This is a genomic window from Psychroflexus sp. MES1-P1E, assembly GCF_002836055.1.
Classification (GTDB): domain Bacteria; phylum Bacteroidota; class Bacteroidia; order Flavobacteriales; family Flavobacteriaceae; genus Psychroflexus.
The window spans coordinates 30,152-45,746 of sequence record NZ_PJBS01000316.1 but is presented as its reverse complement, the minus strand read 5'-3'; the positions used below and the strand labels follow the sequence as shown (position 1 = coordinate 45,746).

Below are 15,595 nucleotides of genomic sequence, written 5' to 3'. Positions count from 1 at the left end.
TAACCACAAAACGAATCTGCACAAACTTTATAATAATCATTTTCAAAATCGTACAGATAAACAGTTTTATCACTATTTAATTCTATTATTAAATCAGAAAACGCATCAGGTTTCTCTCTCAATTTTGCGCCATTAGTAATATTAATTTTTAAGGCAGTAGTATCATAAACAACTTTATTAAACTCACTCATTTCTAATTTCTTAATTTCCCTATCAATTTTAACAATTGAATCATTCAAAAAATTAATCATATTTTGAATTTCAATTTTTTTACTCTCTAGCTTAGGGATTTCAGGTTGTTGAGCGAAACCTTGATATAAGTTATTCAATAAAATAAATAACAGAATACCCTTGAATGAAAGCAAATGATTAATTTTCATTTTAACTATAATTGAAATTAAAGTTAAAACAAGTAAATTTTGGTAAGGGAAGAAATATTTTAGGTTTAAATGCCTTTTGTGTTAAAAATGTGTTAAAACAGGAAATAAAAAAAGGCTTACATCTTTGTAAGCCTTTGATTTTACTAGTGGTCCCACTTGGACTCGAACCAAGGGCCACCTGATTATGAGTCAGGTGCTCTAACCAGCTGAGCTATGGGACCAAGGCTGATTATTGTTAAGGAGTGCAAAAATAAGTATAAGTTTACTATCAACCAAAGTAATTCTTGACTTTAATTAACCTTGATCTTCACAAAGTTCTATAAGCACGCCATGGTTGCCTTTGGGGTGTAAAAACACAATAGATTTATTGTCTGCACCACGTTTAGGCGACTCACTTAAGAGCTGAAAACCTTCTTGCTGTAATCTGCTCATTTCAGAGGCGAGGTCATCTACAAAAAAGGCTATGTGGTGAATACCTTCCCTTTGCTTGCTGAGGTATTTACCAATTGGGCTATCGTCTCGTGTGGCTCCCAGTAGCTCGATTTTACTTTCTCCACATTCAAAAAAGACAGTTTTCACACCTTCCCGTTCTACGGTTTCCATTTTGTAAGGAGAGGCTTTAAATAAGCTTTCATAGGTTTTTGTGGCCGCCTCTAGGTCGTTAACAGCGATGCCAATATGTTCTATTTTTTTGATCATAAGAGGTAAATTTTTAAATTTAAATGCGCTAAAGTTTACATCATTCACAAAACTAGCATTTATATAATTATTCTACCTTTGCATCATGGAATCAAATAGACAAAAGAAAATTGCGGGAATACTTCAAAAAGATTTAGCTGAAGTGATTCAACTCGAGCTGAAAACGGCTGGCACTCAAAACTTAATCATCTCGGTGACCAAGGTGAGGGTGACTCCAGATTTACTGCAAGCCAAAGCGCATTTAAGCATTTTTCCTTCTGAAAAATCTGAGCAAATTGTGGAAGAAATCCGAATGATGAAGTCTAAAATAAAGCATCAGGTCGCCACGCGAACCAGAAACCAGTTGCGACGTATGCCAGAACTAGAATTTTTCAATGATGATTCTATAGAATACATCAATGATTTAGAACAAGCTTTTAAAGGAAAAAACGACCCTATTAAGAATCCTGACTTACTGAACAAGCGGAAGAAAAATTGAATATTTCTTTTTACATCGCTAAGCGCTATTTCTTTTCCAAGAGTTCCAACACGGCTATAAATGTCATCACTTGGATTGCCTCTGTAGGTGTCATCGCTGGTGCTCTAGCTTTGTTTGTTGTCTTATCTGCCTTTTCGGGACTTAAGGAATTCAGCTTATCTTTTACCAACAAATTCGATCCAGACTTAAAGGTGTTCTCTAAAGTAGGAAAGACGTTTATGTTAGAGTCGAGTCAACTGTCTGCTTTATCGAATAATCCAGATATCGTTCGCTATTCGGAAGTGATTGAAGAACGCGTTCTATTGAGTTTCAAATCTAAAAACACGCCAGGCTTCATCAAGGGTGTTGACACTAATTTTAAAACTATCAACGCTATAAAGTCGAGTATCTTTCTGGGTCAGTGGATTGAAAATGATGCTTACCAAGTGGTGTTAGGTAACGATCTGTCTAGAAAACTTTCTGTAGGGGTCAGAGATTATACAGGTCTTTTAAAGTTCTATGTTCCCAAACCAGGAAAGGGACAAATTTTAGATGTAAAAGAGGCTTTTAGAACTGCCAATGCTACGGTAACAGGAATTTACTCTATCAATGAAGAGTTGGATAAAAAATATGCCTTTACAGATATAAATTTCGCCAGACAATTGCTACAGTTGAAACAAAACGAAGTGACTTCTCTGGAACTGCAAATTGCTAAGTCAGCCGATATGGCTTCAGTAAAAAAAGAGGTGGAGGATATTTTTGATAGCCAAGTGCTGGTAAAAGATAGGATCCAGCTGAATGATAGTCTTTACAAAATGTTGAACACAGAAAATCTGGCAGTTTATCTTATTTTTACCTTAGTGATTATCATAGCCCTTTTTAATGTGATAGGATCTATCATCATGGCCGTGCTAGAAAAGCGGCAAAATTCTAAAACTCTTCTGAATTTAGGCTTAACCGAGATTGAGATACAACGAATCTTTTTCTTTCAAGGTAGCTTAATGAGTATCGCTGGGGGCATCATAGGTCTTTTTCTCGCGATTATAGTGGTTTTGTCCCAACTTCAGTTTCAATGGATTATGATTACTCCGAGTTTAGCTTATCCCGTAAGACTGGAAGTCGTAAATATTTTTATTGTGTTCTTTACTATAACAAGCCTTGGCTTATTAGCCTCCTATATTTCCTCTCAAACGGTGAAGCGTTCCCTAAAGTAATTTAATTCGGTATAAAAACTCTTTTGTGTGTTCTTTACTAATACCGAATTAAACTTATAATGTCGCAATAAATCGTTTCTTTTTCGCCTGCTTTTTATCAAAAATAATTACCGTAACTAAGGCTATGCTAATTATTTTCAACTTCAATCAATCAAAAAATAATTCAATTTATTTATACGACATTATAAATTTAATTTGGTATAACTGTATCCAAAGAGGACTTCCCTTAAGATAGAAACGGATTATGCGCGATATTTAAAGGACAAATCGAGAATGAATAAAGAAGTTTGTCTAGTACTAAATAATCGATACAGTTTCTTAAAACAAAAAGTCCATTCAATTTTGAATGGACTTTTTATTCTTATAATAGCTATGGAGACTAATTACTCCCCCAAAACCATAACGTTGTTTTCTCTATCAACATCTGCCATTAAACCACTTGGGTCAATTTCAATTTTCTCAATTTCGTATTGAGCTGTAGGAATTTCCAAGGTATAAGTTGGATAAGCCCAAGCCCAATCTTCCTCAATATTAGTAGCGTCTGGCTTTGTCCATCTCATAATCCTTAAAGGAATATAATACAGCTCTGATGTTCCTCCTTTAAAGTCAACTTTTATTTCGATAGGCATTGGTGTAAGAGCAACTCGTTCAAGAGTTACTAGAGTGGTTTCAGGTTCAACACTCACGCCTTTTATTGCATAATCTATTGTATTGGTTGTTCTTGTCCAGTCGTTGAGGTACCAACTTAACTCAGCTCCACTTACTTTTTCAGCGATGCGGATAAAGTCATTTGGCGTTGGGTGCTTAAACTTCCACTCATCGAAATAGCGATTTAGGGTGTTATCTAAATTCTCTTGTCCAATTAAATAGCCTAGCTGAGCTAAAAATACAGCCCCCTTTGAGTAGGCAGTTACGCCATAGGCTCTGTTGTATTCATAACGATCTGCATGGGTGGTTTGTGGTTGTTCAAAACCAGACTTGGCCAGACTTGTATAGCCTTTATAAGTTCTTTCAAATACATTATCTCTATTTTGATCCATCACCTCATTCATAGCTAATGCAGAAATATAGGAGGTAAAACCTTCGTCCATCCATTCATGCTGAGCTTCATCTGTTGCTAAAATATGCTGAAACCAAGAATGAGCCATTTCATGTGCAGTGACTCCTACTAAGCTACCAAATTCTCTCTCTCCTGTAATAAGTGTACACATCGCATATTCCATGCCTCCATCACCTCCTTGTATAACAGAGTATTGATCGTAGGGATATGGGCCAATGTGTTCATTGAAGAAATCCAATATATCTGAAGTTTTGGATTGTAAATTCTTCCAATTTTCAATAATTTCCGTATTGTCCTTGTATAAAAAGTGAAGAGTAGTGCCATCCCTTCCAGTGATTTTATCATGGATATAGTCTTTGTCTGCAGCCCACGTGAAGTCATGTACATTTGGCGCATTAAAATGCCAAGTAAGCTTTTTCCCTTTTCGTCTTACTTTTTCTCCCTCATCTTCATATCCATAACCAACTTCGTTGGGGTTTTGGATATATCCAGAACCTCCCAAAATGAAATCTTTATCTATAGAGATCTTAACATCAAAGTTTCCCCAAACACCATGAAATTCTCTACCAATATAAGGGTCTGCATGCCAGCCTTCAAAATCATATTCTGCCATTTTAGGATACCATTGCGTCATAGAAAGTTCAACACCTTCGGCATTATTTCTTCCAGATCTACGAATTTGAATAGGGACTTGACCTTCAAAATCCATTTTGAAAGTACTTGACTTTTTAGGTAAAATAGGCTCATTGAGCTCAACTTCAAGGACAGTTCCCACTAATTTAAAGTTTAGCTTTTCCCCATCTTGTCGAAGAGTTTTTGCTCTCATAAATCCAATTTCCTCATCGCTAAGTTTAGAAATACGATCTCCAACTCTAGAGTCTGGATCTTCGATCGTTCTAGATCTCACATCCATTTCACTACCTGGTTGGAAAGCATTAAAATACATATGATAAAAAACCCGTTTTAATGTATCTGGAGAATTATTGGTGTATTTCAGAACTTGTGATCCATCGTACTGGTAATCTTTGGCGTCAAAATCAATTTCCATTTCATAATCCACATGCTGCTGCCAATACCCTGTAGAGTTTTGGGCAGAAAGAATTGAAAATGAAAAGATAAATGCAATCGTTAAAAAAGTTTTTGTCATTATTTTTTAGTTTTAGAAGCCAATATTAAAGCATTATACATATTTACCATTTTTCCTGATACTGAAATCTTATCAAAGGGTAGGGTGTTTTCTGGATCTCCTCCAAGAACCACCTCTTGATCTGTACTTAGTCCAGAATCCATAAGAATTTGTTTGACTTGAGCAGCAGAGAGTTTAGGATAAATAGAGCGGACCATTGCTGCAACACCAGCTACGTTTGGAGAAGCCATAGAGGTTCCTTGTAGGAATTCATAGGTGTTTAGTGGAGTGGTTGCATATATAGAAGATCCCGGCGCAAAAACGTCCACACTGTTATCTCCATAGTTTGAAAATCCTGAAACTAAATTCCCTCCATATTCTGAAGTTATAGAACCCACGTTGATAAAGTTATCCACGAAATTGATTGGATTTTCTGGAGTTTCATCATTAGGATATACTCGTGTTTCATCTAGATCAATGCCTTCGTTTCCGGCAGCATTTACGATTAATACATCATTTTCTGCTGCATACGCTATAGCTTCCATGACCCATTCTGGATGCGTTGAAAAGTATTTTCCAAAGGACGTGTTAATGACTTTAGCACCGTTATCGACTGCATAGCGAATACCCATAGCGATGTCTTTATCGTATTCATCTCCATCTGGAACCGCTCTTATTGGCATAATTAAGACGTTTCCTGCAACGCCTTTTACACCTTTGTCATTTATTCTATTGGCTGCTATAATTCCAGCCACATGAGTACCGTGCTTGGCATCTTTCTTATCTTCATTGGGACCACTCACTTGGTTATTTCCATAAAAGCGTGTTGAAAAATCGTCTGGATCGTCGCCTAGTATTTCGGCTCTAGTATTCAATTCCAAATTGAAATGGTATTTGGTTCTATTGCCAAAATACTCCATAGCTTGGGCAAGTTGGTCTTCTATGTCACCTAGATCTTCACCAATATTATTCATAACGTTGAGGAGTAGCATTTTTTGGTTGAGACTGGTATCGTCTTCAGGTTCGTAGGCCGTTAGATTCTCTATACCAAGCTCATCAACATCAAGTTCAATTTTTAAACTCTCCTCAGCTTCTTGGAGCTGATTGTTCATAGTGACATACCGATTTAAACTGGCATTAGTACTAGTTAGCTCTTTGTCATATTCAGCCTTTGCAGACTTGTATAATTTAAAGTTCTCTAAGTTATCTTTAGAGATATCGCTTTCAGATTTACCTTCAAATTTATCTTGGTAATCTCTTACTATTCTCGTGTATTCAAGATTTTCTTCAACAACGTCACCAAGGAAATTCCAGCCGTGGATATCATCGACAAAACCATTTTTGTCATCGTCTATTCCGTTCTCAGGAATTTCATCAATATTAGTCCAGATCACCCCTTCAAAATCTTCATGTTCAATATCAATACCACTATCAAGAACAGCAACAATGACGCTTTCTCCTTTGTAGTTTTTAATGATTTCTTGGTAAGCTCTATCCACGCTCATTCCTGGGATGGTGTCTTTCAAAAGATCTTTGCTTCCCCAAACTTCAAGTTCATCATCTGTAAGTTCTGATGTTTTAGCCTTTGCGTTCTGTAAGTTGGGGATGGGTTCTGAAGTGATCTTTGGTCCACTGGCACAACCTACTAGGAATCCTGAAAATAAAAGGCCCCAAGCGCCTATCTTAATTGTTTTTGTCGTCATGTTTTAAAATTAAATTAATTAGTAAAGAGTTCATTAAAACTGAAAGTAGAGTCAAGTCGTATTCCTTTTTCAGTGTCTTTTAGGTTGATGATTTCGTTGTGAGCATCATGCTCAAGAAAGAGGTGATAATTGTTTTGAGTCGCCTCTTCTAGAAATATCTTTTTTTCCTGAAGTGTCTTTAAGGGTCTGGTGTCAAAACCCATGACATAAGGGAGAGGAATATGGCCTGCTGTAGGAAGTAAATCTGCCGCAAAAACCAATTTTTTCCCTTTATAGTCTATGATTGGAATCATCTGTTTATCGGTATGGCCGTCTACAAAGAGGACTTCAAATCCCAATTCCTCGTAAAAATGCCTTTTTTGAGTGCGTTCCAAAAAATGTAAGTGACCGCTCTCCTGCATCGGTAAAAGATTTTCCTTAAGAAAGGAAGCATTTTCGCGATCGTTGGGGTTTATAGCCCAGTCCCAGTGTTCTTGGTTGGTCCAGAATTTTGCATTCTTAAAAGCAGGTTCGTAACCTGTTTTGTTTTTATTCCACTGAATACTACCTCCACAGTGATCAAAGTGAAGGTGAGTCATAAACACATCGGTGATATCATCTCTATGGAATCCATGTTTTTTTAGTGACTTATCCAAAGTGTGGTCTCCCCATCTATAGTAGTAACTAAAGAATTTATCACTTTGTTTGTTCCCCAAACCTGTGTCGATTAGAATAAGTTGCTCACCATTTTCAATCAACAAACTGGTTGCAGCAATGTCTATCATATTATTAGAATCTGCTGGATTAGTTCGTTGCCAAAGCGATTTTGGCACAACGCCAAACATGGCACCGCCGTCTAGTTTAAAATTTCCAGTTTCTACAGGATATAAGGTCATAAGCTTTATTTTAGCAGCAAAGTACTAAAAGAGTCTTAACTTTGGAATCCGAGTCTTCTAGATTGTGCTATTTTTAACTACTCAAATCTAATATTCTATGATAGAACTAGCGAGTATAATTATATTAGGAATTTTGGCGCAATGGTTCGCTTGGCGTTTCAAAATCCCAGCAATATTACCATTAATTCTTATAGGTCTCATGGTAGGTCCTATTGCTACTTTATATACCGAGGACGGATCCAAGCTTATAGAGCCTATATGGAATGGGGAGACGGGCTTGTTTCCTGGAGAAAGTTTGTTTTATTTTGTTTCACTTGCTATAGGTATTATTCTCTTTGAAGGTGGTCTGACTTTAAGACGAGGTGAGATTTTGAATGTCGGCCCAGTTATCGTTAAGCTAATTACCGTTGCGGTGGTGATTACCTTTGTAGGAGCAGGAATGGCAGCTCATTGGATACTGGGATTAAGCTGGCAAATTTCCCTTCTATTTTCTGGGCTCATCATAGTCACTGGGCCTACCGTAATCACTCCAATTTTAAGGAATATCCCTCTTAAAAAAGACGTTTCAGCCATATTGAAGTGGGAGGGGATATTAATAGATCCCATTGGAGCTTTGGTTGCTGTATTGGTATTTGAGTTTATAACTGCTGGTGGAGGCGAGGCCTTTACAACCACTGTGCTCGTAGAGTTTGGTCAAATTGTTCTTTTTGGGTTTACCTTTGGGTTTACCTTCGCCAAAGCTCTGGCTTTGGCAATAAAGTCTAAGATTATTCCTCATTACTTATTAAACGTGGTCACTTTAGCTACCGTTTTAGGGGTTTTTGTAATGGCAGATCACTTTGCACACGAAAGTGGCTTGTTGGCTGTGGTGGTCATGGGAATTATTATGGGGAATACCAATTTACCCAACCTCAAAGAACTTCTTTACTTTAAGGAGTCCCTTAGTATTCTTTTAATCTCAATTCTATTTATTCTTCTTGCTGCTAATATTAATTTCGAAAACCTGATGCTGGTTTTCAATTGGAATACCTTAATCCTTTTTGCTGTTGTTGTATTTGTGGTTAGGCCATTAGGCGTGTTTTTGAGCAGTTATAAATCCACTCTGGAAACTCGCGAAAAGTTATTCATCAGTTGGGTTGGTCCTCGAGGAATAGTAGCGGCAGGTGTGGCTTCTCTTTTTGGATTGAAGTTGGTAGACCAAGGCATTCCTAATGCAGAATTAATAACTCCCTTGGTGTTTATGATTGTTCTAGGCACCGTGCTTCTTAATGCGACTACAGCAAGACCCTTTGCGAAACTGGTGGGCGTATTTCTTAAGGATTCTCAAGGAATATTGATTGTAGGGTCATCATCATTTTCAAGAATAGTCGCTAAATATTTAAAAGATAATGACAGGCACGTTGTTATTGTTGACAATAATAAAAGCAATATAGATAAAGCTAAAGCGATGGGGCTAGATGCTATCAATGCCAATATCTATTCCGATGATTTAATTGATAATATCGAGTTGAGTGATGTTGGGTACTTAATGGCCTTAACAGGTAACACGGCTGTTAATAAAAAGGCTATTGAAAACTTTGCAAAACAATTTGGAGAACAAGGAACCTTCCGTGTCATATCTTCAGAAGAAATGGAAGATCCGGAAAATAATCCAGACGATGGATTATTTTCTCAAACCGACGACTATATAAAACTCGTTAACCTAACTAGAAATTATCCTGAGATCCATGAAATAGAACTAAACTCCAGCGAACATTTTCGAGGCTTAATCGAATTGAGTAAAGTGGAGTCTGAAATAATTCCTCTGTTTATCAAAAATCCAGAGGGAAAACTGGATATAATACCAAACGATTCAAAATCTATAGAAGTAGAACCAGAATCTAAATTGGTGTATCTAGGAAAATCTTTTGAAAAAGAGCCTTCTAAAAAAATAGTAGAAGAGCCCTCTATCAAAGAAGTCAAGCCGGCAGGCAATAATTAAGGTTTAATAAGCTTAAAGATGCAAGAACAGGAACTCCTTTATTTACTGATGTTGCATAAAATGCAGGGGATTGGTCATATCAATGCGAAAAAACTTCTTCAGTATTTTGGCAGTGCAACAGCCTTATTTCAAGCCAGTGCAAACGACTTAAAAGAAGTAGATGGGATTGGAAGTAAGCGAATAAAGACCCTAAGAGATTCTGCTATAATGAAAGAGGCAGAACAGGAGCTCAACTTCATACAAAGCAATAATATAAAGCTAAGTTATTTCAAGGACGAAGACTATCCTTCGCGGTTAAAACAATGCATAGATAGTCCTATACTTTTATTTTCTAGAGGTAACATCAATCTTAAGAACAAGCCTATTTTGAGTATAGTAGGTACCCGTCAAGTGACGACTCATGGTATTGCTTTTTGTGAACAATTGATAGAAGATTTGTCGCCACTCAAACCAGTAATAGTATCCGGATTGGCCTATGGAATAGATATTGTAGCGCATAGAACAGCCATCAAGTATAATCTTCAAACCATAGCATGTTTGGCACATGGATTGAATCAAATCTACCCAAAAGCCCATCAAAAATACGTGTCTTCGATAGAAAATAATGGTGGTTTTTTGACAGACTTCTGCAGCGACGATAGCTTCGATCGTAAGAATTTCCTGAGTAGAAATCGGATTATTGCAGGACTTAGTGAAGCTACTATTGTTATTGAAAGTGCTGAAAAGGGAGGCTCTCTTGTGACGGCAGATATAGCTCATTCCTATGACCGAGAAGTTTTTGCAGTTCCAGGTCGTCCTCAAGACAAATTCAGTAAAGGCTGTAATATGCTCATAAAGCAGCAAAAAGCACAGATGATTACCTCTGCTGCCGATTTGGTTTATAATCTCAATTGGGACATTGAAACTAAAAAAAAGAATATCCAAACCCAGTTATTTGTATCCCTTAATGATGATGAAAAATTTGTAGTACAAAAACTTACAGAAACTGGGAAAGCAGAAATTGATACGTTATCTTTGATTTGCGGTTTACCAACCCATAAATTATCATCAATCCTTCTTAGTTTGGAATTGGGAGGTTTTGTAAGGCCATTGCCTGGTAAACAATTTGAAATCATTTAAAAAATTTAATAGTATGAAATTTATTTTAAAACCTATTTTGATAGGTATGGTATTTATCTCTTTTTCCTGTCAGAAAGAGGAGGAGTCTGCAGAAGCTAAAGCATTTGATGCGCAAATGAAGCAAACTATCCAAATTCATGACGATGTGATGCCTCAAATGAGTAAGATTAACAGTCTAATCACTGAGCTTGAAAGTGAAAAAGAAGAACTAGAAAGCTTAGAAGAAGTGAATGCTCTGCTGGTAGATAAGCATGATGTGGCTATTGCAGATTTACAAAAAGCCCATGATATTATGATGGCATGGATGAAAAACTTCAGCTCTTCTTTTTCAAGAACGGAGATTAACACTGGTCTGCAAGCCAAAGACAAAGATAGCATAAAGGCGAAGGTGGAATTATTGAAGATGCAATACAATTCAGCTGAAGAAATGAAAGCTGCTATTAGTTCTTCTTTGGAAAATGCTAAAAAAGTTTTAGATAAACAAAGATTATAATTATCTTAAACCAAGAGTCTAACATCAGCTTGTTTCTTGGTTTAAAAAAAACTTTAACTCCCTTATTTAGTTAAATAACACCTAGAAATTGTTCATTAATTTTATATTTGTAATCAATTTAGAATTAATCTACTTAAATATGATTAAAGTTAGCGAAGAAGCGAAAATAAAAATAACTAATCTTATGGGTGAAGTAGGCTATAATGTCAAAAACCACTTTGTAAGAGTTGGGGTAAAAAGCGGCGGATGCTCTGGGTTATCTTACGATCTAAATTTTGATCAAGACCAGAACGACGAAGATAAACTTTTTGAAGATAATGATGTTAGAATCATTATTAACAAAAGCAGTTTTTTATATTTAATAGGGACCACTTTGGAATATTCTGGTGGGTTGAATGGAAAAGGATTTGTTTTTAATAATCCTAACGCAGAAAGAACATGCGGCTGTGGTGAAAGTTTTTCACTTTAATTTAAAAGAGAACGATAATGGCATATACAGAACAAGAACTGGAGAAGGAACTTCAGAATAAAGAATATGAGTATGGGTTCTATACAGAAATGGAATCTGATACGTTTCCTCCAGGTTTAAATGAAGATGTAGTTATAGGTATTTCCAAAAAGAAAGGAGAGCCAGATTGGATGACACAGTGGAGATTGGATGCTTACAGACATTGGTTAACGATGAAGGAGCCAAATTGGGCTAATATTGGTTATGAAAAGCCAGATTACCAAGCTATATCCTATTATTCTGCACCTGGCACTAAGCCTAAATATGATAGTTTAGATGAGGTAGATCCTGAAATGTTGGAAACCTTCAAAAAATTAGGAATATCTATAGATGAGCAAAAGAAATTAGCTGGAGTTGCTATGGATGTAGTGATTGATTCTATATCTGTGACGACTACTTTTAAAAAGACATTAGCTGAAAAAGGTATTATTTTCTGTTCTATTTCAGAAGCTATTCAGGAATATCCAGAGCTTATAAAGAAGTACATGGGTTCAGTAATTCCTACTTCAGATAATTATTTTGCTGCTTTGAATTCCGCAGTATTTGGTGATGGGTCTTTTTGTTATATTCCAAAGGGGGTGAGATGTCCAATGGAATTATCAACCTACTTTAGAATTAACCAAGCAAATACTGGCCAGTTTGAAAGAACTTTGGTGATTGCAGAAGATTCTAGTTATGTTAGTTATCTAGAGGGCTGTACAGCTCCTATGCGTGATGAAAATCAATTGCATGCGGCCGTTGTAGAGTTGATAGCTTTAGATAATGCTGAAATCAAATATTCAACGGTTCAAAACTGGTATCCTGGAAATAAAGAGGGTGTAGGTGGAGTCTTTAATTTTGTCACTAAAAGAGGAATTTGCGAGAAAAATGCTAAAATAAGTTGGACTCAAGTGGAAACTGGATCAGCTATAACTTGGAAGTATCCAAGTTGTATTTTGAAAGGGGATAACTCCACAGGAGAATTTTATTCCATTGCTGTGACCAACAATTACCAGCAAGCAGATACCGGTACGAAAATGATTCATATTGGTAAAAATACAAAGAGCACAATTATTTCAAAAGGTATTTCCGCAGGAAATTCTCAAAATAGTTATAGAGGCTTAGTTCAAATTAATAAAGGCGCAGTTAATGCTAGAAATTTCTCTCAATGTGACTCATTATTGATGGGAAATAGATGTGGAGCTCATACGTTCCCATACATTGAAGCTAAAAATAAAACGGCACAAGTAGAGCACGAAGCAACGACCACTAAAATTGGTGAAGATCAAATCTTTTACTGTAATCAAAGAGGAATTGATACTGAAAAAGCGATTGCTCTTATTGTAAATGGTTACAGTAAGGATGTTCTTAATAAGTTGCCAATGGAATTTGCAGTGGAAGCTCAAAAATTACTTGAAATATCACTAGAAGGTTCAGTAGGATAATCATACATAAATGAAGATATTTTTACTATCCATTTTAGTTTGTCTATTTACTTTAGGGTCTTGTAAAACGGAGTCTAAAGATTCAAAAGTAGATGAAGAAATCTTAGAGGCAGAATTGCAAGGTTCGCTAAAAACGATGACAGGCGAATTTATTTACGCGGATTCTGCCGCGGTTTTCCAAACTAAAAACGCAATTTACGGTGTGGTCATCAATGAAATTGTTGAAGAACTTATCGCGAATGTTCGCAATATAGATCCAGATCCGTACGCGTCTTTTAAGGTGACTTTAAAAGTTAAAATAGAAAACAATACACAAGAGGATGTTTGGCCTAAAGTGGTTAACATCCAAAATATTATAAAAGTAGAACAGTCTAAAGATGATCAAAGTCTTAGACTAAGTAAATAATAAGCAGTTATGTTAAATATAAAAAATTTACACGCAAGTGTAGACGGTGTAAAGATTTTAAAAGGTATTGATCTAGAGATTAACGCTGGAGAAGTTCATGCCATAATGGGTCCTAACGGCTCTGGTAAAAGTACACTTGCCTCAGTTATTGCAGGTAATGAAGATTTTGAAGTTACAGAAGGAGACATACTCTTTGAAAAAGCAAATATATCTGAACTTTCTCCAGAAGAAAGAGCGCACAAAGGGATTTTCTTATCTTTTCAATATCCAATTGAGATCCCAGGAGTTTCTGTGACCAATTTTATCAAAACCTCTATCAATCAGGTTAGAAAGTCTAGAGGTCAAAAAGATATGCCTGCTAATGAAATGTTGAAAAAGATTAGAGAAAAATCTGCCTTGTTAGATATGGACAGAAAATTTTTATCTAGATCCTTAAATGAAGGCTTCTCTGGTGGTGAGAAAAAAAGAAATGAAATCTTCCAAATGGCTATGCTAGAACCAAAATTGGCTATTCTTGATGAAACAGATTCTGGTTTGGACATAGATGCTCTTAGAATTGTTTCCGACGGTGTAAATCGCTTAAGAAATAAAGGTAACGCAACATTGGTGATTACGCACTATCAAAGACTACTAGACTATGTCGTACCGGACGTTGTACACGTTTTGGTGGATGGTAAAATAGTAAAAACAGGCGGTAAAGAATTGGCTAAAGAGTTGGAAGAAAGAGGTTATGATTGGCTTAAGGAAGAACGAGCAGAAATGACTTAGTAAGTAAGCTTTTACCCTAACCCAAAAGATTTAAAACATGGAACTTAAAGAAAAATTAATGTCTTCTTATCTTGCTTTTGAAGAGCAAGTAGATATGGAAAATGATATCCATAGCGAAAGAAACAAAGCTATAAAGTTTTTTGAAAGTACGGGCTTTCCCACTAAAAGGATGGAAGCTTGGAAATATACTTCACTCAACTCTATTTTAAAGGAAGATTACAGCATATTTCCTAAAAAGGAAGATGCCATAGATTATAAGGATATAAAGAAATACTTAATACATGATATAGATACGTATACTATCGTATTTATAGATGGAATTTATTCTTCTCATCTGTCGAGAACTACTCACGATAAGTTGGATGCTTGTCTGATGTCTTCGGCTTTGAACAAGTCTAAATACAAGTCTATCATGGATAAGTATTTTAATAAAATTGTTCCTGAGGAAAGTATGTCTTCTTTAAACACTGCTTTTGCTAAAGAAGGGGCTTATATTAGAATTCCTAAAAACGTAAGCGCTGAAAAGCCTATTCAAATTCTTAACTTTTCTACAGGAAATGAGTCAGCATTAATGATTCAACCTAGAAACTTAATTATCGCTGAAGATGGTTCTCATGTTCAAATTATTGAGAGGCATCAAAGTTTGACGGATAATCCTGTGCTTACCAATTCGGTGACAGAAGTTTATGTCGGACAAAATGCTGAAGTGGACTATTATAAAATTCAAAATGATAAGACCACGTCTTCTCTTATAGATAATACGTTTATCAAACAAGAAAGAGATAGTACCTGTTCTTTACATACATTTTCCTTAGGCGGAAAAATTACTAGAAATAATTTGAGGTTTTATCAGCATGGACAGAACTGTAATTCTATACTTAAGGGAGTTACTATTTTAGAAGGAAAACAACACGTAGATCACAATACTCTTGTGCATCATATTGAGCCTAATTGTGAAAGTCATCAAGATTATAAAGGAATTTTTTCTGAAAAATCGGTTGGCGTCTTTAACGGGAGTATTCTGGTAGATAGATTGGCACAAAAGACAAATGCTTTCCAAAGCAATAATAATATTTTGTTGGACGATGGGGCTACTTGTAACTCTAAGCCACAATTGGAAATTTTTGCAGATGATGTAAAATGCAGTCACGGTTGTACGATTGGACAATTAAATAATGAAGCCTTATACTACCTAAGAACTCGAGGAATCCCTAAAAAAGAAGCTAGAGCCTTACTGATGTTTGCTTTTGCAAATAAAGTTTTGGGTAGTGTTAAAATTCCAGAAATCAAAAAAAGAATAACTAAACAAATTGCATTGAAACTTGAAGTCGAATTAGGATTCAACTTATAAGAATTCAATTGGGTCAACTTACTAAGAAGTA

At 35.9% G+C, this 15,595-nt stretch carries 15 protein-coding genes and 1 tRNA gene; 10 read left to right on the top strand and 6 right to left on the bottom strand.

The window, feature by feature from the left end:
• The 3 genes from CXF67_RS13200 to mce all read right to left on the bottom strand — a co-directional run.
• Positions 1–380 (bottom strand): hypothetical protein (locus CXF67_RS13200; RefSeq protein ID WP_219621039.1); only part of this gene is annotated, 380 nt, incomplete at its 3' end.
• A gap of 147 nt (positions 381–527) precedes the next feature.
• Positions 528–601, bottom strand: a tRNA-Ile gene (locus CXF67_RS13195).
• A 73-nt stretch (positions 602–674) separates the two neighbouring features.
• Entirely contained in the window at positions 675–1,079 is a 405-nt protein-coding gene (gene mce / locus CXF67_RS13190; protein WP_102089167.1) for a methylmalonyl-CoA epimerase, read from the bottom strand.
• A gap of 85 nt (positions 1,080–1,164) precedes the next feature.
• Here mce and rbfA point away from each other — a divergent pair, with 85 nt between their 5' ends.
• A complete protein-coding gene (gene rbfA, locus CXF67_RS13185) occupies positions 1,165–1,557 on the top strand; it encodes a 30S ribosome-binding factor RbfA (RefSeq protein ID WP_102089166.1) in 393 nt (130 codons plus the stop codon).
• The gene (locus CXF67_RS13180; protein WP_102089165.1) at positions 1,554–2,750 is read left to right on the top strand and encodes an ABC transporter permease; all 1,197 of its coding nucleotides are present in this window, start codon (positions 1,554–1,556) and stop codon (positions 2,748–2,750) included. The genes rbfA and CXF67_RS13180 overlap by 4 nt, the downstream gene beginning before the upstream one ends.
• Positions 2,751–3,133: 383 nt before the next feature.
• Here CXF67_RS13180 and CXF67_RS13175 read toward each other — a convergent pair whose 3' ends face one another.
• The 3 genes from CXF67_RS13175 to CXF67_RS13165 are packed head-to-tail and all read right to left on the bottom strand — an operon-like array spanning position 3,134 to position 7,514.
• Positions 3,134–4,957, bottom strand: a complete 1,824-nt coding sequence (locus CXF67_RS13175; protein ID WP_102089164.1) for a M1 family metallopeptidase — start codon at positions 4,955–4,957, stop codon at positions 3,134–3,136.
• A complete protein-coding gene (locus CXF67_RS13170) occupies positions 4,957–6,639 on the bottom strand; it encodes a S8 family peptidase (RefSeq protein WP_102089163.1) in 1,683 nt (560 codons plus the stop codon). The genes CXF67_RS13175 and CXF67_RS13170 overlap by 1 nt, the downstream gene beginning before the upstream one ends.
• 14 nt (positions 6,640–6,653) lie before the next feature.
• The gene (locus CXF67_RS13165; RefSeq protein WP_102089162.1) at positions 6,654–7,514 is read right to left on the bottom strand and encodes an MBL fold metallo-hydrolase; all 861 of its coding nucleotides are present in this window, start codon (positions 7,512–7,514) and stop codon (positions 6,654–6,656) included.
• A 97-nt stretch (positions 7,515–7,611) separates the two neighbouring features.
• Here CXF67_RS13165 and CXF67_RS13160 point away from each other — a divergent pair, with 97 nt between their 5' ends.
• The 8 genes from CXF67_RS13160 (at position 7,612) to sufD (ending at position 15,564) form a co-directional block, all read left to right on the top strand.
• A complete protein-coding gene (locus tag CXF67_RS13160; RefSeq protein WP_102089161.1) occupies positions 7,612–9,495 on the top strand; it encodes a cation:proton antiporter in 1,884 nt (627 codons plus the stop codon).
• Positions 9,496–9,513: 18 nt separating this feature from the next.
• The gene (dprA, locus tag CXF67_RS13155) at positions 9,514–10,614 is read left to right on the top strand and encodes a DNA-processing protein DprA (protein ID WP_102089160.1); all 1,101 of its coding nucleotides are present in this window, start codon (positions 9,514–9,516) and stop codon (positions 10,612–10,614) included.
• Between the two features lie 13 nt (positions 10,615–10,627).
• Positions 10,628–11,107, top strand: a complete 480-nt coding sequence (locus CXF67_RS13150) for a hypothetical protein (RefSeq protein ID WP_102089169.1) — start codon at positions 10,628–10,630, stop codon at positions 11,105–11,107.
• Positions 11,108–11,246: 139 nt separating this feature from the next.
• The gene (locus CXF67_RS13145; protein WP_102089159.1) at positions 11,247–11,576 is read left to right on the top strand and encodes a HesB/IscA family protein; all 330 of its coding nucleotides are present in this window, start codon (positions 11,247–11,249) and stop codon (positions 11,574–11,576) included.
• Between the two features lie 17 nt (positions 11,577–11,593).
• A complete protein-coding gene (gene sufB, locus CXF67_RS13140) occupies positions 11,594–13,039 on the top strand; it encodes a Fe-S cluster assembly protein SufB (RefSeq protein WP_102089158.1) in 1,446 nt (481 codons plus the stop codon).
• A gap of 10 nt (positions 13,040–13,049) precedes the next feature.
• A complete protein-coding gene (locus CXF67_RS13135) occupies positions 13,050–13,445 on the top strand; it encodes a hypothetical protein (protein WP_102089157.1) in 396 nt (131 codons plus the stop codon).
• 9 nt (positions 13,446–13,454) lie between these two features.
• Entirely contained in the window at positions 13,455–14,213 is a 759-nt protein-coding gene (gene sufC / locus CXF67_RS13130; RefSeq protein WP_102089156.1) for a Fe-S cluster assembly ATPase SufC, read from the top strand.
• A gap of 37 nt (positions 14,214–14,250) precedes the next feature.
• The gene (gene sufD / locus CXF67_RS13125; RefSeq protein ID WP_102089155.1) at positions 14,251–15,564 is read left to right on the top strand and encodes a Fe-S cluster assembly protein SufD; all 1,314 of its coding nucleotides are present in this window, start codon (positions 14,251–14,253) and stop codon (positions 15,562–15,564) included.
• Positions 15,565–15,595 lie beyond the last annotated feature (31 nt).

What these genes read in the sequence shown, in the direction of transcription:
- CXF67_RS13145 (WP_102089159.1), top strand. Translation starts at nt 11,247, where the DNA reads ATGATTAAAGTTAGCGAAGAAGCGAAAATAAAAATAACTAATCTTATG.
- rbfA (WP_102089166.1), top strand. Translation starts at nt 1,165, where the DNA reads ATGGAATCAAATAGACAAAAGAAAATTGCGGGAATACTTCAAAAAGAT.
- sufB (WP_102089158.1), top strand. Translation starts at nt 11,594, where the DNA reads ATGGCATATACAGAACAAGAACTGGAGAAGGAACTTCAGAATAAAGAA.
- dprA (WP_102089160.1), top strand. Translation starts at nt 9,514, where the DNA reads ATGCAAGAACAGGAACTCCTTTATTTACTGATGTTGCATAAAATGCAG.
- CXF67_RS13135 (WP_102089157.1), top strand. Translation starts at nt 13,050, where the DNA reads ATGAAGATATTTTTACTATCCATTTTAGTTTGTCTATTTACTTTAGGG.
- CXF67_RS13150 (WP_102089169.1), top strand. Translation starts at nt 10,628, where the DNA reads ATGAAATTTATTTTAAAACCTATTTTGATAGGTATGGTATTTATCTCT.
- sufD (WP_102089155.1), top strand. Translation starts at nt 14,251, where the DNA reads ATGGAACTTAAAGAAAAATTAATGTCTTCTTATCTTGCTTTTGAAGAG.
- CXF67_RS13170 (WP_102089163.1), bottom strand. Translation starts at nt 6,639, where the DNA reads ATGACGACAAAAACAATTAAGATAGGCGCTTGGGGCCTTTTATTTTCA.
- CXF67_RS13175 (WP_102089164.1), bottom strand. Translation starts at nt 4,957, where the DNA reads ATGACAAAAACTTTTTTAACGATTGCATTTATCTTTTCATTTTCAATT.
- mce (WP_102089167.1), bottom strand. Translation starts at nt 1,079, where the DNA reads ATGATCAAAAAAATAGAACATATTGGCATCGCTGTTAACGACCTAGAG.
- CXF67_RS13165 (WP_102089162.1), bottom strand. Translation starts at nt 7,514, where the DNA reads ATGACCTTATATCCTGTAGAAACTGGAAATTTTAAACTAGACGGCGGT.
- CXF67_RS13160 (WP_102089161.1), top strand. Translation starts at nt 7,612, where the DNA reads ATGATAGAACTAGCGAGTATAATTATATTAGGAATTTTGGCGCAATGG.
- sufC (WP_102089156.1), top strand. Translation starts at nt 13,455, where the DNA reads ATGTTAAATATAAAAAATTTACACGCAAGTGTAGACGGTGTAAAGATT.